The organism is Micromonospora sp. NPDC049645, from assembly GCF_040675155.1.
Lineage (GTDB): Bacteria > Actinomycetota > Actinomycetes > Mycobacteriales > Micromonosporaceae > Micromonospora.
This window is the reverse complement of the sequence record NZ_JBFAOI010000004.1, coordinates 374,744-392,914: the sequence shown is the minus strand read 5'-3', so window position 1 is coordinate 392,914 and position 18,171 is coordinate 374,744. Positions and strand designations below refer to the sequence as shown.

At 71.3% G+C, this 18,171-nt stretch carries 18 protein-coding genes; 9 read left to right on the top strand and 9 right to left on the bottom strand.

Annotated features, from left to right (window positions below; all coding sequences use genetic code 11):
- Positions 1–37 precede the first annotated feature (37 nt).
- The 3 genes from AB0J33_RS13315 (at position 38) to AB0J33_RS13305 (ending at position 2,130) form a co-directional block, all read left to right on the top strand.
- Positions 38–916 (top strand): alpha/beta hydrolase, encoded by an 879-nt coding sequence (locus tag AB0J33_RS13315; protein ID WP_363613040.1) that lies wholly within the window; start codon positions 38–40, stop codon positions 914–916.
- A gap of 369 nt (positions 917–1,285) precedes the next feature.
- Positions 1,286–1,735 (top strand): hypothetical protein, encoded by a 450-nt coding sequence (locus AB0J33_RS13310; RefSeq protein WP_363613038.1) that lies wholly within the window; start codon positions 1,286–1,288, stop codon positions 1,733–1,735.
- A complete protein-coding gene (locus AB0J33_RS13305; protein WP_363613036.1) occupies positions 1,732–2,130 on the top strand; it encodes a hypothetical protein in 399 nt (132 codons plus the stop codon). The genes AB0J33_RS13310 and AB0J33_RS13305 overlap by 4 nt, the downstream gene beginning before the upstream one ends.
- A gap of 44 nt (positions 2,131–2,174) precedes the next feature.
- Here the strand turns inward: AB0J33_RS13305 and AB0J33_RS13300 are convergent, their stop codons facing one another.
- The 5 genes from AB0J33_RS13300 to AB0J33_RS13280 form a co-directional block, all read right to left on the bottom strand.
- The gene (locus AB0J33_RS13300) at positions 2,175–4,343 is read right to left on the bottom strand and encodes a hypothetical protein (protein ID WP_363613034.1); all 2,169 of its coding nucleotides are present in this window, start codon (positions 4,341–4,343) and stop codon (positions 2,175–2,177) included.
- A 4-nt stretch (positions 4,344–4,347) separates the two neighbouring features.
- Complete coding sequence (locus AB0J33_RS13295; protein ID WP_363613032.1) at positions 4,348–5,553, bottom strand: low temperature requirement protein A; 1,206 nt, start codon at positions 5,551–5,553, stop codon at positions 4,348–4,350.
- Between the two features lie 243 nt (positions 5,554–5,796).
- Positions 5,797–6,564: a TetR/AcrR family transcriptional regulator gene (locus AB0J33_RS13290; RefSeq protein WP_363613030.1), complete on the bottom strand. Its 768-nt coding sequence runs from the start codon at positions 6,562–6,564 to the stop codon at positions 5,797–5,799.
- A gap of 76 nt (positions 6,565–6,640) precedes the next feature.
- Complete coding sequence (locus AB0J33_RS13285) at positions 6,641–8,275, bottom strand: MFS transporter (RefSeq protein WP_363613028.1); 1,635 nt, start codon at positions 8,273–8,275, stop codon at positions 6,641–6,643.
- The gene (locus tag AB0J33_RS13280) at positions 8,269–8,964 is read right to left on the bottom strand and encodes an SDR family oxidoreductase (RefSeq protein WP_363613026.1); all 696 of its coding nucleotides are present in this window, start codon (positions 8,962–8,964) and stop codon (positions 8,269–8,271) included. The genes AB0J33_RS13285 and AB0J33_RS13280 overlap by 7 nt, the downstream gene beginning before the upstream one ends.
- Positions 8,965–9,123: 159 nt before the next feature.
- Here AB0J33_RS13280 and AB0J33_RS13275 point away from each other — a divergent pair, with 159 nt between their 5' ends.
- The 4 genes from AB0J33_RS13275 (at position 9,124) to AB0J33_RS13260 (ending at position 13,020) form a co-directional block, all read left to right on the top strand.
- The gene (locus AB0J33_RS13275; RefSeq protein WP_363613024.1) at positions 9,124–10,416 is read left to right on the top strand and encodes a sensor domain-containing protein; all 1,293 of its coding nucleotides are present in this window, start codon (positions 9,124–9,126) and stop codon (positions 10,414–10,416) included.
- A complete protein-coding gene (locus AB0J33_RS13270; protein ID WP_363613022.1) occupies positions 10,404–11,069 on the top strand; it encodes a response regulator transcription factor in 666 nt (221 codons plus the stop codon). The genes AB0J33_RS13275 and AB0J33_RS13270 overlap by 13 nt, the downstream gene beginning before the upstream one ends.
- 101 nt (positions 11,070–11,170) lie before the next feature.
- The gene (locus tag AB0J33_RS13265) at positions 11,171–12,232 is read left to right on the top strand and encodes a Gfo/Idh/MocA family oxidoreductase (protein ID WP_363613020.1); all 1,062 of its coding nucleotides are present in this window, start codon (positions 11,171–11,173) and stop codon (positions 12,230–12,232) included.
- A 260-nt stretch (positions 12,233–12,492) separates the two neighbouring features.
- Positions 12,493–13,020, top strand: coding sequence for a DUF1062 domain-containing protein (locus AB0J33_RS13260; RefSeq protein WP_363613018.1), 528 nt, complete (start codon positions 12,493–12,495; stop codon positions 13,018–13,020).
- 39 nt (positions 13,021–13,059) lie between these two features.
- Here AB0J33_RS13260 and AB0J33_RS13255 read toward each other — a convergent pair whose 3' ends face one another.
- Together AB0J33_RS13255 and AB0J33_RS13250 are read right to left on the bottom strand one after the other, a co-directional pair.
- On the bottom strand, positions 13,060–13,236 hold the full coding sequence (locus AB0J33_RS13255; RefSeq protein WP_363613016.1) for a hypothetical protein: 177 nt from the start codon (positions 13,234–13,236) through the stop codon (positions 13,060–13,062).
- 179 nt (positions 13,237–13,415) lie between these two features.
- Positions 13,416–13,667, bottom strand: coding sequence for a winged helix-turn-helix domain-containing protein (locus AB0J33_RS13250; protein WP_363613014.1), 252 nt, complete (start codon positions 13,665–13,667; stop codon positions 13,416–13,418).
- Positions 13,668–13,880: 213 nt separating this feature from the next.
- Between AB0J33_RS13250 and AB0J33_RS13245 the strand changes: the two genes are divergently transcribed.
- The gene (locus AB0J33_RS13245) at positions 13,881–14,084 is read left to right on the top strand and encodes a hypothetical protein (RefSeq protein WP_363613012.1); all 204 of its coding nucleotides are present in this window, start codon (positions 13,881–13,883) and stop codon (positions 14,082–14,084) included.
- Between the two features lie 132 nt (positions 14,085–14,216).
- Here AB0J33_RS13245 and AB0J33_RS13240 read toward each other — a convergent pair whose 3' ends face one another.
- Complete coding sequence (locus tag AB0J33_RS13240) at positions 14,217–14,438, bottom strand: hypothetical protein (RefSeq protein WP_030335934.1); 222 nt, start codon at positions 14,436–14,438, stop codon at positions 14,217–14,219.
- Positions 14,439–14,797: 359 nt separating this feature from the next.
- Entirely contained in the window at positions 14,798–15,895 is a 1,098-nt protein-coding gene (locus tag AB0J33_RS13235) for a PIN domain-containing protein (protein WP_363613009.1), read from the bottom strand.
- Between the two features lie 219 nt (positions 15,896–16,114).
- Between AB0J33_RS13235 and AB0J33_RS13230 the strand changes: the two genes are divergently transcribed.
- Positions 16,115–18,151 (top strand): glycosyl hydrolase family 28-related protein, encoded by a 2,037-nt coding sequence (locus AB0J33_RS13230; RefSeq protein WP_363613007.1) that lies wholly within the window; start codon positions 16,115–16,117, stop codon positions 18,149–18,151.
- Positions 18,152–18,171 lie beyond the last annotated feature (20 nt).

Sequence of the window (18,171 nt, the reverse complement as noted above, 5' to 3'; positions counted from 1 at the left end):
AGCGCCCCGCCGGCACTACTCACCAGGAAGGTTCCCCGTGGACCCCAGGATCAACGGATTCGACTACCGGCGCGTCGCCGTCGCCGAGGGCGTGACGCTCAACGCCGCCGTCGGCGGTTCCGGACCGGCCATCGTGCTGCTGCACGGCTTTCCGCAGACCCACCTCATGTGGCGGCACGTCGCGGCCGACCTGGCCGCCGACCACACGGTCGTCTGCCCCGACCTGCGCGGGTACGGCGACAGCGACAAACCCCTCGACGCCGACGGCGACGGGTACGCCAAGCGCACCATGGCCGCCGACGTCGTGGCGCTGGCCGGCGCGCTCGGCCACGACCGGTTCGCGTTGGCCGGGCACGACCGGGGTGCCCTGGTGGCGTTCCGCGCCGGCCTCGATCATCCGGCGGCGATCAGCCAACTCGCCCTGCTCGACGTGCTGCCCACCCTGGACATGTGGGACGTGTTGCACGGCACCAGCGCCGCGGTGGCGTTCCACCTGTATCTGATGGCACAGCCTCCCGGCCTGCCCGAAGAGCTGATCGCCGGCAGCCCGGACGCCTTCTTCGGTCATTTCCTGGACGTGTGGACCCGTGATCCGGCGGCTCTGCCGGCGGACGTGCGGGCCGCGTACCTGCGCGCGTCCCGCGACGCGGTTCCCTCGATCGTCGCCGACTATCGGGCATCGGCCGGGATCGACGTGGCCCACGACGCCGCTGACCGGGCGGTTGGCAACCAGCTGCGGATGCCGGTGACGGTGCTCCAGCAGGACTGGGGCGCGGCGCTGGGTTACGACGCGGCGGCGGTGTGGCGGGCCTGGGCACCGGACCTGGACCACCAGACGGTCAGCTGTGGGCACTTCATGGCCGAAGAGGCACCGGCCGAGGTGCTCCGGGCACTACGCGCCCTACTCGCCCGTTGATCGATCGGCGACCCGGTCAACCACCGTCACCCTCGGCAAGATATCCGACACTCGTCGATGCCGAGGCGTGGAGTGACCGGGTCGCCGCACTTCCGGCCCGCACGACCTCCGAACAGGGCTGAGATGCACCCTGACCTGCGGTAATACGACGTTACACCAGGTGGACGCCAAGCGGTCATCGGTGATACACAGGCAGATAACGGCAGCCAACGACGTCGAGTCGCTCCAATTTTTCTCGCCCAACGACCGTCCAGAGGCAACGCATCAGTGGGCTTCGCCGCAGGGACCGCAGCTCGACAGTCGCGACCCACCGAACGGCACTGGCCCACCGGCCGCTGCCGGACGCCGGTCCTCGACCAAGGAGTTGCCGTGGGAAACCTTCGGATCCGGTCCCGCCACCAACCGTACGAGATCGCTGTGCTGGCCGCGGCACCCTTCTGCGGCGTTCTGCTGATCATCCTCGATGTCCGTCCGATGTCGGTACAGACGTCCATGCCGGAGCCCATCCAGGTTGCCTGGGAGCTGGGTCTGATCGCGGTGGGCGTGGGTGGGTTGCTGGGCGTTTTGTGGCCCGGCCGACTCTCCACCGGGCTCGGCCTCGAACTCGCCTCGGTGGTGGTGCTCGGCACCATCACCGGCATGTACGCGGTGGCCCTGGTGGTCGTGTCGGGCCGGAGCGCCGTCGTCGCGACCTCGTTCGTGCTGGCGGTGACGGTCGGGTCGCTCTGGCGGGCCGCGCAGATCACCATCGACCTACGTCGCCTGGCCCGAGCCTGCGAAATTGTCCCCTACGAACCACTCCAGGCAGGTGTCACGTGAATACCGCACCCGCGCCAGCCGCGCCGCACTGGGTGCAGGTGGCGCTCAGTGTGCTCGGCATCCTCGGCGGCGGCACCGGCCTGGCCGCGATCGCCACCGTCGTGGTGCAGCGGGGCAAGTTCAAGGCCGACGCCGCGGACACGCTCACCGAAGCCGCCCTCACGCTCGTGCAGCCGTTGCAGACGCGAATCACGCAGTTGGAGGTCGAGGCGCTCGGCGCCCGGTCCGAGCTGGGTACGCTGCGCGAGCAGGTCAACCAGTTGCAGTTCGTCGTGCGGGTGCTCACTCGGACACTGGACCGCTGGCGTGCCGCGATCCGTGCTCCCGACGCCACCTTGCGAAAGGTCCGAGCGACGGTGGCGGAGTCCGACCGGATTCCCGAGATGGATCGTTGAACGGCGACGCGTCCCAACGCTTCCGCCCGGCGGGCCGGGAAGCTTCAGCCGACGCCAGGCAGGCGTTCGGTTAGTTCGCGCACCGCCGCCCGGAACTCGGGGTCGTTCTCGCCGGGACGGTGCCCCCACAGCGGCGGCGCGGTCCGCTCACCCGGCGCCGGCAGCAGGTCCCTCGGGTCCCGCAACCGCCGGTCGACCCGATTCGCCGGATCGGCAGGATCCGGGGGTGGATCGCCGGGGCGGTGGGCGGCGAAGACCCAGCCGCCGATCGGATCGGTGTCCCGCCAGAGGTTGATCCACCGCCAATCGACGCGCTCCCCCACCGCGCGCAGCACCTCCTCGTTGAGGTAGGCCGGAAAGAGCCGGGCGTACAGGCGATCCAGCGGGGACCCGTAGGTGAGCAGCGCGACCCGCTGACGTACGTGCGGGGGTAGCCGCAGCACCGCCAGAACAAGCAGCGCCGACCCGTGGCTGTGCCCGCAGAGCAGCAGCCCGGCGTGTCGCTCGGCCAGCTGACTGATCCGGTCGGCCAACTCCGGCACGGCGCGATCGGCGTAACTCGGAGGCGCGAACGGGTGCGCGGCACGCGGCCAGAAGGTGCCCAGGTCCCACAGGATGCCGACGTGCCGGCGGAACCACGCGGTCCGGTAGGCGAACACGCCACCGGCCAACAGCGCGAGCAACAACGCGGCCAGGAGGTAACTGCCTCCGCTGAGACCCATCTGGACGGCGACGGCCGGCAGCCCGAACATCTGCCGCACCAACTCCTCTGGTTCGCGCCCGGTACGCCCCACCAGACTCGTGGCCAGTCCGACCACCGCGAGCGCCGCGTACGTGGCGGCCAGCAGACCCAGCCACTCGGTGAACCGTGCCCGGGCGACGGTTTTCGTCGCCAGCCGCAGCCGACCGGCGGCCTCCGGCGGCACGACCGGGAAGTCCCGGTTGATGATCGCCGCCGCCGCACGCCGCCGACGTCGCAGCGACACGAGGGTCATCGCGCCGCACAGCAGCACCGTGGCGACCACGTGCAGGAAGAAGGCCAGCAGCGTCCAGCGGTACGGCAACGGTGGCCCGCCGTCGCTGCGGTAGCCGCCGAGCAACTCCCCCGTCTGGTAGACGAGGCCGGCGGAGAGCGCGCCGGTCAGGCCGACCGCGAGGGCAGCGAGGACCGCCGCACCCAGGCCACCCGGCAGTGCGGTCCGGCCACCCACCCGACCGGGGCGCACCAGCACCACTCCGCTGAGCAGCACCAGCAACACCATCTGCCCGAGCAGCGCCGCACCCGCGATTCCGGCGTAACCGGGAAGTCCGGCCGCCGAGGGCCAGCCACGCCGGTCGTGCGCCACGACCACGAGGGTCGCCACGGTCAGGCCGACCGCCACCACCGCCGCCACGCGGGCGCTCCAGGTGGCCGGGGTCGCGGTCGCCGCCCGGTCGATCATCCCCGGAACGGCGAGCAGACCGACGCAGGTCAGCAACACCACCGCGCTGAGTGCCAGCAGCAGCGTCGTCGCGACCGTCGCCCCGCCGGCACGACGGGCCGTCAGCAGAACGAGATCGAGTGCGGCGAGCGCGGCGGCGACGTGGATCGCGCGCAGCCGGTGCACCAGCGGCTCCACCGCCCACAGCGGGTTGTCGGCCGGGCCGGAGCGGCGGGCGCCGAGCAGGCGCAGGAGCGCTATGGCGGCGATCGGCAGGAGCGCCGACACGGCCAACCGCTGCCCGACGTGCCGGCTGTCGAGCCCGGCCATGCTGTCGAAGGGGTCATGGCAGCGGGCCGCGCCGAGACACCGCCAGGCGAGCAGGTCGAGGGCGACTCCGGCGATGGACACCACGTACAGCACGGTGAGGTTGAGCGCGAGCAGCCGGCACAGCACGCTGACTCCGGCGGCGCGGCGGCGGCCCGTGGGACGCATCCACACCGCCACGTTGCTGAGCATGAACGGCAGCAGGAAGACCATGGCGAGGGTCCGACCGACGGTGCCGGAGGGCAGGTCACCCCAGCGGTACGCCTCCAGCGTCACCCCGTCCCGGTCGCCGCCGCCCGACCCGGTGGCGCGGTGGAAGCCTCCGCTACCGTCGCCGGCGACCTGCCGGACCTGCGGTCGGTCGAGGATGACCGTGGGGTCTGCCCCGGACACGCCGTGCACCCGCAACTCCACCACGTCCGGTCGTCGCGGTGGGTCGCCGTACTGCGATCTCCCCTGGGGCATCGGGTCAGCTATCCGGTTCGCCGCTGGCCGGACGCGTCGCCTTCCGGGACCGGCGGATGAACCGCCACACTCCCGGCATCGCGTCGAAGAGGACGATCAGCAGCAGCACCCCGGCGACGACGGCGCTGTTGACGACCTGCGGGAGCCCCACGGTGACCAGTCCGCCCGCGATGATGGCCGGCACACCGACCAGACGCGCCCACGGCCGGCTGCCGTCGATCACCGCCGCGAGCAGGATCCGGGCGGTCAGGAACAACGCGGGCCCGATGACGCCCACGGCCAGTTGCCCCGTGGCGTGTTCTCCCGGATCGTCGATCGTCATCTCCATGGCCACCGAGGTGGCCAACACCCCGGCGATCATGACGAGGTGCAGGTAGCCCGCCACCAGCGTCAACTTGCTGCCGGGCGGGCCCTCCGCCTCGATCCTGGCGCCCAGCCGCCCGCCGGTGGGCACCAGGTAGAGCCGGGCGAGGGCCACCGCGGTCACGAACGCCAGGGCGAAGGCCACCGTGCTGTCCCGGTCCAGGCCGGAGCCGCTGTAGGTGATGCCGGAGATCAGGATCAACTCGCCCAGGGCGATGATGAAGATCTGTTGGTAGCGCTCGGACAGGTGCGAGCCGTTCACCCGGAGTTCCGGCCAGGTGCTCCGCCCGAGCCCGGGGAACGGCCAGCGCAGCCGCGCCAGTACGTACTCCATGACGAGGGCCAGCGCCCACAGCGCCTCCCGGGCCGGGGCCACGGCCGCCCCGACGACCCACAGCACGCCGGAGATCGCGAACCAGATCGCCACCCGCAGGCTGCGTAGTTGCAGCGGATGCCCGCTCAGCGCGGGGATCAGCATCGCCGCCCGGCCCAGGTGGATAGCCACGTAGGCGACGGCGAACACCAGGGCGTGCGCGTCGAACGCGGTCGGTACGGCCGCGGCCATCAGCAGGCCGCCGAACATCACCCAGAGCAGCAGTGCGACGATCAGCGGGGCCCGCGGGTCGAACCAGTCCGCCGACCAGGCGGTCACGAACCAGACCCACCAGAGCGCCGCCAGCATCAGCGCCACCTGGATACCGCCGTTGAGGCTGGGATCGTCGAGCAACGCCTGGGACAGTCGGGTCAGCGCGAAGATGAACGCCAGGTCGAAGAAGAGCTCCAGGAACGACGCCTTGCGCGGGTTCTCCCGCCGTTGCAGCAACCGTTGGGCAAGCCCGCTCGCCATCGGCATCCTTCCCGGGCCCGCAGCGGCCACCGCCGCCCCAGTCGTACCACCCGGACGACCCGGTACGGACGGGTTCCGGCGAGCCCGAGCGCCCAGGTCAGCGGCCGGTTCCGCCGGCCCGCCCGGAGATCAGGTCCGCCGCCACGGTGCAGAGCCGCTGGGCGCTCCCCGGGTCGACGGCGTACGCGGCCTTACCCGACACCGAGCGGTGCCGGGCCGCGTCGCGTCAGCTGGTGGGCGGGGTTACCGGTTGGCGGCCCGCTCGGCGACCACCACCGAGATCCCGTCCAGCACGCGGTGCAGGCCGAACTCGAACGCGTACTCCGGGCCGTACGCGGCACCGTGCTGCTGACCGGCCGCGGTGCCCACCCGGGAGGCGATCGGGTAGGCGCCGGCAGTCATGAACGTCTCCAGCCAGGGCGCGTGCGACTGCCACCACTGGCCGTCGGTCATCCCGGTCTCGCGCTCCAGGTCGACCACCTCGGAGGCGGCCCGCGCGGCGCTCTTCACGTGACCCAGCACGAGGGTGAGCACCGCGTCCATCTCGACGTCGGTGAGCCCGACGTCGACGATCGCGCTCAGCTCGTAGTCGTACTTGGCCATCAGGTGCGGTCCGAGCACCGGTCGGGTCGTCTCGGCCCGCAGCATCCAGGGATGCCGCTGGTAGAGCGCCAGGTTGTCGCGCGCGATCCGCTCCAGCCGGGTCCGCCAGTCGCCCTCGACGACGGGACGCGGCATCTCGCCGTACGCCGTGTCGATCATGACGGCGACGAGTTCGGCCTTGCCCGGCACGTAGGTGTAGACCGACATCGTGCCGACCCCCAACGCCTCTGCGACCCGGCGCATGGTCAGCGCGTCGAGACCCTCCGCGTCGGCGATGTCGATCGCGGCGCGGACGATCCGGTCGACGCTGAGCGCTGTGCCGGCGCTGCGGCTGGTCGGCTCCCGGGTGCGCCAGAGAAGGGCCAGGCTGCGGGCCGGGTCCGCGCTCGTCTTGCGCTCACTCGCCATGGTGCGGCCATCCTAACAACGCGGCCGTACGCCGTACGCCCACGCGGCCGGCCCCTCCCGCCGCCCGCGCGGTTGCTCACAACGCCTCACGCTCGTCCGACAGCGTCGGGCCGGCGGCGGCCGGCACCAGGTGTCGTACCTCCGGTTCGCCGTCGGTCAGCTCCCGGGCCCGCTGCTCGGCGGCGCGGTCCTCGCCGGTCAACCGGCCGCCGTGCTGACGCAGGTGCTCGTCCCAGGACGGCACCAGATACACCTCGACGAACCGGTCCGTCGTCTCGGCCGGGCGGAACAGCCCCCAGCGCATCGCACCGGTCCGCTGCCGCGCGCCACGCACCAGGTCCATCGCCGCCAGGAACGGTTGGGCCCGCTCCGGGTGGACGGTGTACTGAACCGTCACCAGCACCGGCCCCACCCCCGGGTCCGGTTCGTGCGCCAGGTGCAGCTGCGGCCAGTAGGCCGCCGATTCGCGGTCCACCGAACGCAGGTCCGGCAACGGCCAGATCCGACTCGTCACGGTGCCGAGCAGCATCAGCGCCGCCGCCGTGAGGTACGCGAGGACCAGCCCGGCCATGTCGGCCAGCACCCCCCAGACGAGCGCGCCGACCGCCTGCCCACCGGCGAAGCACACCTGGTAGACCGCCAGACCCCGGGCCCGTACCCAGCTGGGCAGGAAGAGCTGCATCTCGGCGTTGACGTTGGCCAGCACCGTCACCCAGGCCATCCCGGCGGGCAGCAGGGCGAGGAGCACCAGCGGCACCACCCGCACGGTGCCGACCACGGTCAACGCCACGGTGAACAGCGCTCCGGCGATCAGCAGGAGCTGGTTGGCCGACAGCCGGGTACGGATCACCGCCAGCAGCACACCACCCGCGATGGCGCCCACGCCGAGGGCGGCCAGCAGCACCCCGTACCCGCCCGAGCCCAGCCCCAGCCGCTGAGTCGCGACCAACGGCAGCAACGCCCACAGCGCGCTGGCCGGGACCACGAAGACCAGCGCACGGCGCAGCAGCCGGCGCACGGTCGGCGAGTGGCGGACGTAGCGGCTGCCGGCGCGCAACGCGGCGGCGAACCGCTCGGGCACCTCCACCGCGCGGGCGTTGCCGGGCCGCCAGCGCCACAAGGCGTACGCGAAGATCCCAAAGGCGACGGCGTTGATGCCGAAGACCGGGGCGACGCCGGTGCGGGCGATCAGCACGCCGGCCACCGCGGGACCGACCGCCCTCGCCACGTTCACGCTTATCGAACCGAGCGCGGACGCCGACCGCAGCTGGTCCTGCGGCACCAGCTCCGGGATCACCGCCGCCCAGGCCGGCAGGGTGAGCGCCTGCCCGACCCCGAACGCGAAGGTGAGCGTGAGCAGCAGCGCCGGCGGCATCCGGTTGGTCAACGTGAGCAGGGTCAACGTCACCGCCACCGCCACCAGGAACAGCTGCACGGCGATCAACAGGTGCCGGCGGTCGAAACTGTCGGCCAGCACCCCGGCGGGCAACGCCAACAGCAGCACCGGCAACAGACTGGCGGTCTGCACCAACGCGACAAGGGTGGAGGCGTTGGAGTGGTGGATCAGCAGCCACTGCGCGCCGACGGTCTGCATCCAGGTGCCGATGTTCGCGGCGAGCAGGGCCAGCCACAGGTTGCGGTAGACCGCCGTACGCAGCGGCGCCCACGCCGAGGCCGGACGGTCGGCGGGTCCGGCTGCGGCCGTCACCACCGCCCGTCCGCGCGCAGCACGCGCTCACCGGAGACGTAGAGGTCGTCGGGTTCGAGCAGCAGCAGCCGGACGACCTCCGTGGCGACCTGTTCGGGCATGGCGTACACCTCGTCCAGGAACTCGGCGCCCACCCGTTCCTGTAGCCGCGTCGGCATCGGCCCGGGATGCAGCTGCATCACCTTGACCCGGTTACTGTGCTGCGCCTCGGCCACCGACTCGACCAGGCTGTTGCCGTAGCTCTTGGTGGCCCGGTAGACGGGGATGCCGGGCCGGGGGGCCGCCAGCGCCAGCGCGCCGATGTAGACGACGTTGCCGTGGCCCTGCCGGTGCAGGTGCTGCACCGCCTCGCGCAGCAGGTAGGTGATGCCCAGAACGTTGATCTCCACGGCCCGGCGGATGTGTTCCACCGACAGGTCCCCCAGGTCACCGCCCGCCCACATCGAGGCGCAGGCCGCCACCCCGTCGATCGTGCCGTAGCGCCGCACCACCTCGGCGAACCCGTCGCGGACCTGCTGGTAGGAGGAGATGTCGCAGACCGCGCCGTCGCAACCCAGCTCGTCGGTCGCGGCGGTGACCTCGTCGGCCACGTTGCCGAACACCACGACGTGGTGCTCGTCGACCAGCAGGCGGGCCACCGCGAGGCCGAGACCGCTGGTCCCGCCGACCACCACGAAGGTTTTGGCACCCATGTCTCTCCAGCCGCCAGCACAGCTCACGCGGACCGCGTGACGGCGCGTTCTTCCCGTTTCCGGACCCCGCACACCCGCTCGGCCGGTAGTGCTGGACATACCCAAAGAGTGGATCTGGACGGCTGGGGTGCCCGGTCACCCCCGATTAGCGTCTGCTGCATGACCCCGGAACACCCTTCGCACCTGGCCGAGGCGCTGCGCCGCCGCCGCTGGCTGCTCTCCGCGTGGCCGTGGCGGGCGCTGGCCTACCTGGTGACCACCGTGCCGATCGCCGGCGTGCTCGGCGTCGGGCTGCTCGTCACCGGCGCACCCCTGCTGGCCGCTGTCAACGCGCTGCGGCTGCACGGCCGACCGCCGAGCATCGCGCTGATGCTGTTCCTGGCCACCGGCAGCCTCATCCTGCTGGCGTTGGCGCCGGTCGTGAGCTTCCCGGTGGCCGCCGTCGAGCGTTGGCGGATCAAGCTCGTGGACGGCCGCCCGTTGCCCCCGTCGCCGTGGCCGGGCCTGGCCGCCCGCTACCGCAGCGCCGCGACCTGGCGGGAGGTGGCGTACCTGTTCTGGCTGGGCGGGTTCGCGCCGATCGCGTACTGGGTGTTCCTGGTGCTGGTGCTGCTCGACCTCGGGATGATCTCCAGCCCCTGGTTGGCCGGCGACGCCAACCAGCCGGTCGTGATCTGGCAGCCGATCGACAGCACCGGCGAAGCCGTCCCGTACGCGATCGTGGGTGTGCTGTTGATCCCGGTGCTCTGCTACGCCGCCGGTCTGCTCGCCGCGCTCCAGGCGGTCGTGGTTCGGTGGGTGCTGGCCCGCCCGGCGGACGCGGCGGCGCTGCGCGAGGTCACCCGCTCCCGCACCCGACTGGTCGGCGCGTACGAGGCCGAACGTCGCCGCATCGAACGTGACCTGCACGACGGCGCACAGCCCCGACTCACCAGCCTCACCCTCCAGCTGGGGCTGGCCCGGCTGGACGTACCCGAGGACTCTCCCGCCTCCCGGCCCCTCGCCGTGGCGCACGACCAGGCCCGGGGTCTGATGGTGATGCTGCGGCAGTTGGTGCACGGCATCCGCCCGCAGAGCCTCACCGACCTCGGCCTGGCCGGCGCCGTACGCGAGCTGGCCGACGCCGCCACCATCCCGGTCACCGTCCACGCCGACCCGCACGCCGAGTTGCCGGAGATCGTGGAGACCACCGCCTTCTTCGTGGTGTCCGAGGCACTGGGCAACGTGGCCCGGCACGCCCGGGCGACCCGCGCCGACGTACGCCTCACCCGGACCGACGGTGACCTCGTCGTGGAGGTGTCTGACGACGGCCACGGCGGCGCCGACCCGGCCCGGGGCACCGGGCTGACCGGGCTCGCCGACCGGGTCGCCGCCGTGGACGGCCGGCTGCTGCTGTCCAGCCCGCCGGGCGGGCCTACCCTGGTCCGGGTGGAGCTGCCATGTCGTCGGTGACCCGGGTGGTGCTGGCGGAGGACGAGGTGCTGCTGCGCGAGGGTCTGGTCGCCCTGCTGACCCGCTTCGACTTCACGGTGTGCGCGGCCGTCGGGTCCGCCCCCGAGCTGCTGACGGCGGCCCGCGACCACCAACCGGACCTGGTGCTGACCGACATCCGGATGCCACCCGGGCGCCGCGACGACGGGCTGCGCGCGGCCGTCGCGCTGCGCGCCGAGCGACCGCACCTCCCGGTCGTGGTGCTCAGCCAGTACGTGCAGACCGGGTACGCGGCGGCGCTGCTGGACAGCGGCGACGGTCAGCGGGTGGGCTACCTGCTCAAGGACCGGGTCGCCGAGGTCACCGAGTTCGTCGACACGCTGCGCCGGGTCACCGCTGGCGGCACCGCCATCGACCCGGACGTCGTCCGGCAGCTGCTGCACCGCCCCCGCGACCCGCTCGCCGCGCTCTCCGCCCGGGAACGCGAGGTGTTGGCTCTGCTGGCCGAGGGGCGGTCCAACGCCTCGATCGCCGGCCGACTGCACGTCAGCGAGGCGGCGGTCGGCAAGCACGTCGGCAACATCCTGCTGAAGCTCGACCTGCCACCCAGCGACGACACCAACCGTCGGGTGCTCGCGGTCCTCACCTATCTGCGCGCCGACCCGGTGAGCTGACCAGCGCCGGGCCGAGATCGGGCCCGGCCACCCCGGGCGTAGATTCTGCTCAGCGGAACCGACGCCACGCAGGGCGCGGACCAGGGAAACGGGGGCACGGCATGGCGGAGGCGTTGCGGGTTGGTCTGCTGGGGTACGGGCTGGCGGGCCGGGTGTTCCACGCACCGCTGATCGCCGCGACCCCGGGGCTGCGGCTCGACGCCATCGTGACCCGCGATCCGCAGCGGCGCGAGCAGGCGCGACAGCACTTCCCGGACGCCCGCCTGGTCGACGACGCCGACGAGCTGTGGCGTACGCCGGACGCGCTGGACCTGGTCGTGGTGGCGACGCCGAACCGGCAGCACGTGCCGATGGCGCGCGCATCGCTCGCCGCCGGCCTGCCGGTCGTCGTCGACAAGCCGCTGGCCGCCACGGCGGCCGAGGGTCGCGCGCTCGTCGACGAGGCGATTGAGCGTGGGGTGCCGCTGACGGTGTTCCAGAACCGGCGCTGGGATGGTGACTTCCTGACCGTGCGCCGCCTCGTCGAGCAGGGCGAGTTGGGGCGGGTGCTGCGCTTCGAGTCCCGGTTCGAGCGGTTCCGTCCGACGATCAAGCCGGGCTGGCGGGAGCTCGCCGGTCCGGAGGAGGCCGGCGGCGCTCTCTTCGACCTCGGCGCCCACCTCGTCGACCAGGCGGTGCAGCTGTTCGGCCGGGTCGAACGGGTCTACGCGGAGGTGGATCGTCGCCGTGCCGGCGCGGCCGTCGACGACGACGCCTTCGTGGCGTTGACCCACGCCAACGGGGTCCACTCGCACCTGTGGATGGGCGCGGTGACCGCTCAACTCGGACCGCGCCTGCGGGTGCTGGGCGACCGGGCCGGCTACACCACCTACGGCCTCGACGTGCAGGAGGCGGCGCTGCACGATGGCGGCCGACCGGACCAACCGGGCTGGGGCGAGGTCCCGCCGGACCGCTACGGCCTGCTCGGCGTCGACGGCGACCTGCGGCCGGTGCCGACCGAGCCAGGCGCGTACCAGAGCTTCTACGCCCTGGTGGCGGCGGCGCTGCGCGACGGCGCACCGATGCCGGTGGACCCACGGGACTCGGTCGACACGGTCGAGCTGATCGAGCTGGCGCACCGGTCGGCGGCCGAGGGCGTGGTGCTGCCGGTCCCGACCGCCTGACCGGAGACTGACACCCGCCCGGTTGGCGCGTCCCGCCAACGGGCGGCCGAGCTGCGCGCGAAAAACCGGTGGAATGACGCCGCGGTGCGTCGTTATCGTGCTGCGCAACCTGGTCGTCTAGGCAAGGACGTGCCGTTGTACACCCTGTGAGACCCCCCGAGAGCTGATCTGTCGCGCGTCGCGTATCTGCGCCGCGCTCCTCTTGCTGCGGACTTCTCACCGAAACCGGGTGTTCTTCTGTGCTCATACATTGGGCCGTCGTGCCCACCTGCCTGCCCATCGTCAGCCGCCGATGCCACGCGTGCGCGTCCGAACGCCTGCGGGCGAGCGGCAAGTTCCGCGTCAATGCCAATCACAAGATCCTCGACGCCTGGCTTCTCGCGCTCTGCACCGCGTGCGGGGAGACGGCGAAGCTCACAATCCTGGAGCGGATGACGGTACGTTCCATCCCGCCCGAGTTGCTGGACCGGCTGCATCGCAACGACCCTGGCCTGACCGCCGAACTGCTCCAGAATCCGGTCGTGCAGCGTAGTAACCGGTTCAACCTCGACTGGACCAACGCCTGGCGCCTCGACACCGGTGGATCGGACCACCCGGACCGCGACGTGATCGACGTGGCGGTCCGCTTCGCGGCACGGATCCCGATCCGACCGGCACGACTGATCGCCGACGGTTGCGGTCTGTCGCGCGGCGAGGTCGAGCGACTGATCACGGAGGGGAAGGTCGTCTCGGCGATGCGGTTGAGCGGCAAGCTCTCCGACGACTTCACCTTCACGCTCAAGCGCTGAACCGTCTGGGGCCTGTCCGGCCGGACGCCGGACAGGCCCCTAGTCGGCGTCCTCCTCGGAGAGGGCCTCGTCCGGCGCGCGTGCCTCGTCGTCGGTCAGCGCGTCGTCGTCGGTCAGCGCGTCGTCCGACGAGGTGGCGAGGTCGGCGAGCCGCAGCTCGGCCTCCCGGATCTCCTCGTCGAGCCTGGGGTTGTCCTCGTCGGGACCCTGCGACATGGGCGACCTCCATCGGGCGCGACCGGCAGACCTCCGGGTACCCGACCTGAGGGCGGAGACACGGAGGTCTGCCGACAACCCTTGATCAGGTGATGAAAAGTAGCCGAATCCGCTCCCCGAGACCTACTTCTCATCATTTGATCACTTGATGACGACTAGTCGAGCCTGCCCGCGAGGAGCTATTTCTCATCAAGTGACCGAGGAGATGCCACGTCCTCGGCGACCCAGAGGCCACGGCCCTGGAGACCCACCACCAGACCACGCGTCTGAAGAACGATGATGGCCCGCTGGACCGTGGTCACACTGACGTCGTAGAGGTCCGACAGTTCGTTGTACGTGGGCAGCCGCTCCCCCGCGCCGTACTCACCGCTCTTGATGCGAGCGGCGAGATCCTCGGCCACCTCGCGGTATCCCCCGGTAGGTATGGGCATGTGAAGGTTCCTTCGTTCGGCACCCTCCATCGGATCACGCTGTTGGCACGCCTTCAAGACCAACATTGCCTTAGGTACTAAAGGTCTCTAAGCTGGATGCAGTGGTCGGTTCCTTCGTTCGGCAAGCGGCGGAGCGGGCCACTACCCGCCCACGCGACGGTGAGACTGCTCGACGCTGGGCGACCTGGTCGTGTCTCGCGAAAGGTGCCGACCATGCCGATCGACGAGCCCGTGTCCAGGGCGACCGAGTTGTTCACGGCCGAACGGGTTTTGGATGCGCACTGGACCCGGGCACGCGACGGGCCCTGGCGAGCTGGCGGCTGCCTTGAGTGCAAGGGTCGCAACAACTGCTCGCAGCTGGATTGGGCGCTGAGTTTCCTGGCCGACGTTGCTTCCATCATGTTTCAGAAGCGCTGAGCTGCGCTCTCAACGTCGTCGGCGGGTGGTCGCCGAACGCTTTCGGCGGACCGATGTACCAGCGCCGGGCCGGTCGGCGGCGCGCTGGGCTGGAGGAGCCCGGGAGCGTTGCCGACCCGGCCCGGTGCCGGATCAGCGCTGCTTCAGCTCGCGCCAGGATGGGTGGGTGCCGCGCCAGGCGTCGGCGAGGATGGCCGCCGAGGCCCGGCTGGGGCACTGCTGCACCCGCTCACGACCCGACGCCCCACCGATCTGGGCGCGGACCTCCCAACCCTGCCCATCAGTACGGATGTACACGTCCCTGCGCCCGCGCGGGGTCGTGTCTCCGTTCCACCAGTGCTCCTCCACCTTCATTCGCCGACCGTATAGCAATTCCCGCGCGGAGGGTACGTCGCAGGTAGGCCCAGACCGGGGTAAGGGTGACAATCCAGGCGCATTTCGGGCCAACCGTTGACGGTTCGAAACCATAACGGGCGGTTCTGCCGCCCCTGACTTGCGAATCAGCCCCTCCTCGCCCCGCCCCCTCCCCGCCACCCTCACCGCTCGACCGCTGTTGACCAAGAGGTTCGCGTCACGAATCGCGCTCCCGATGACGCAAACCTCTTGATCAACCCGGAGAGGGCGGGGGGCAACCCGGAGAGGGCGGGGGCAACCCGGAGGGGGCGGGGGTAGACGCGGGCAGGGCGGGGGTAGACGCGGGCAGGGCCCGGGGGTCAGGTTGTCTGGGTGGTCAGCAGGTAGTCGTCGGCCTCGGGGCTCCACCGCAGATCGAGCACGCCGGCCGTGGCAGCGGCCTTGCAGAACTGTAGGAAGCTGCGGTAGCCGAGCTTCTTCTCACTGAAGTCCGGCCGAGCCCGGCGCACCTGGTTCTTCAACCCGGACAACGCCACCGGATTGCCGCCGCTGCCCAGGTCCGCCACGACGCCGCGGAGCAGACCGAACGCCACCTCCCGGTCGCCGTGCTCGGGCAGCGAGACCTCGGGGTCGCCCTTCGCGGGGCCCTCGGCCAACTCGATAACGTTGCGCTCGGCGAGGTGGCGCAACAGTTCGCCGAAGGTGCGGAAGCCGTAGTCGGACTCGCTGAACGTCGGGTCCTTGCGCAGCAGGGTGCGCTTGAGCCGGGAGGCGGTCACCTCGCCGTTGGCGCTGCCCTGCAAGCCGGCCACCGTCTGCGCGACCTGCACGGCCAGAGCGTCCACGTCCCGGCCGGGCTCCTCCCCCGCCGGCCGGCGGTCCACCTCCGGCTCGTGTTCGCGTTCCGGCTCGGGTGGGCGCTGCTCCGCGCCGCCCTGCCGGGTGGTGGGACGGGCGCGTCGGCCACGAGCCGGCGGGATGTCCACACCCTCCAACCGGTCGTAGTAGAGGAACTCGTCGCACGCCGGAGGAAGCAGCGCCGATGTGGACCCCTCGACCCCGACGCCGATGACCCGCTTGTTCAGCTCCCGCAGTTTGTGCACCAGCGGGGTGAAGTCGCTGTCGCCGCTACAGATCACGAAGGTGGAGATGTAGTCACGCTCGAACGCCAACTCGATCGCGTCGACGGCCATCTTGATGTCCGCGGCGTTCTTACGGGACGCACCCATCCGCTGCGGGATCTCGATCAGCTCGACGTGCGACCGGGTCAACATCCGGCGATCCTCGTCGAAGTAGGACCAGTCGGCGTACGCCCGGCGGACCACCACCCGACCTCGTTCGGCCAACGCGTCGGCGATGGGCCGGAAGTCGAAGTCCGCGCCGCCGCGATGGTCGCGCGCGCCCAACGCGAGGTTCTCGTAGTCGAGGAAGAGGGCAATCCGGTCTTCTTGATCCACGCGGATCAGCCTACGCCGGGCGTGAGCTGGCCGGTGCGGGCGACGCGCGAGACCTCAACTCGACGACCGTCCATTTCTTGCGGCCTAATAGTCGTATATTTTCGTTGTTCGATAGTCGTCTTGCAGTGCGATGTGTGGTGCTGCATCATGACGATCAATGTCGGGCGTCGGGGGAGCGCCGGGCGGACCTCCACCACCACCCACCCAGGAGGGTCACCGATGTTTCGCAGCCTCATGCCCGCGCGGGGACGCCCCGGCCGGCCCAGCGGTACCGCCGTCGCGCTCGCGGCCGGCCTCGCCGTGCTGGTCGCCGCGCCCACCGTGGCCGCCGCCAGCCCACCCGCGTCCGCTGGTGCCCAGCCGGTGGTCACCCGGGCCGCCCTCGACCCGGCGCTGGTCGCCGGGCGCGGCGCGGACGTCGACTTCGTCGAGCAGGAGGCGGAGAACGCGCGCACCAACGGCGAGATCATCGGGCCCGACCGGTCCGCCTACACGCTGCCCGCCGAGGCCTCCGGCCGTCGGGCGGTCCGGCTCACCCCCGGGGAGTACGTCGAGTTCGTGCTGCCCAGCGCGGCGAACGGGATCACCGTGCGCTACAGCATCCCGGACGCGCCCCAGGGTGGTGGGATCACCGCACCGCTGAAGGTCGCGGTCAACGGCAGGCAGGTGAGCACCATGACGCTCACGTCGCAGTTCTCGTGGCTCTACAACCAGTACCCGTTCACCAACGACCCCCAGGCCGGGCTGCTGCACCCGGACTGGTGGATTACCGAGTGCCAGTGCGTGCCGTCGGCCACCACGCCGTACCCGAGCATCAGCACGCCGTTCCGGCCCACCCACTTCTACGACGAGCAGCGACTGCTGCTCGGACGCACCTACCGGGCCGGCGACAAGGTCCGGCTCACCGCGCCGCCCGGTAGCGCCGCCGCCTGGACCGTCATCGACCTGCTCGACTCCGAGCTGGTCGCGCCGCCGCACGTCCGGCTGCTCGCCGCGAACGTGCTCGCCTTCGGTGCCGACCCCACCGGTCGGCGGGACTCCGCCGACGCGCTGGACCGGGCCATCGCCTTCGCCCGGCGCGCCCACCTGAAGGTCTACCTCCCGCCGGGCACCTACCAGGTCAACCGGCACATCATCGTGGACGACGTGACCATCGAGGGCGCCGGCAACTGGTACACGATCATCAAGGGTCGCGAGGTCGCCCTGCCGACGCCCGCGCCGGACGGCTCGGTGCACACCGGCGTCGGTTTCTACGGTCGGGACGCCGCCGACGGCGGCAGCCGTAACGTGCACCTCTCCGGCTTCGCCATCGAGGGCGACGTGCGGGAGCGCATCGACACCGACCAGGTCAACGCGATCGGCGGAGCGATGAGCGACTCCACCATCGACGGGCTCCACCTGCGCCACACCAAGGTTGGCCTGTGGTTCGACGGTCCGATGCGCAACGTCCGGGTCACCAACAACATCGTCGTCGACCAGATCGCCGACGCGCTCAACTTCCACACCGGCGTGACCGACTCCCTGGTGGCGCACAACTTCGTCCGCAACACCGGCGACGACGGCCTGGCGATGTGGTCGGAGAAGACAGCGAACGCCCGGAACACCTTCGACCACAACACCGTGCAGTCACCGACGCTGGCCAACGGCATCGCCATCTACGGCGGCACCGACACCACCGTCTCGCACAACCTCGTGGCCGATCCGGTACGCGAGGGAAGCGGTCTGCACGCCGGGTCCCGCTTCGGCGCGGAACCGTTCACCGGGCACCTGCGGTTCACCAACAACACCACCGCCCGCGCCGGCACCTACGAGCTGAACTGGAACATCGGGCTCGGCGCGATCTGGATCTTCGCGCTGGATCGCAGCATCGACGCGGGCATCGAGGTGACCGGCGACGCGTACCTGGACAACACGTACAACGCGATCATGCTGGTCAGCGACTGGCCGGTGAAGGACCTCTACTCGATCTCCGACGTCCGCTTCCGGGACGTCCGGGTCGACGGCACCGGCACCTCCGTGGTCAGCGCCCGCGCGGCCGGGTCCGCCTCGTTCGCCAACGTGGACGCCCGCAACGTGGGCGCGGTCGGCGTCAACAACTGCGGATCGTTCCACTTCACCCCGGCCGGGTCGGAGTTCACCCTGACCGACCTCGGCGGAAACGACGGCGGGTGGCTCGCCCCGTGGCTGCTGCCCAACACCATCACCTGCGACGACCGGCCACCCGTGTCGCCGCCCCCGCCTCCGGCGCGGTGGTGAACGCGGTGGGCGGCCCGGAA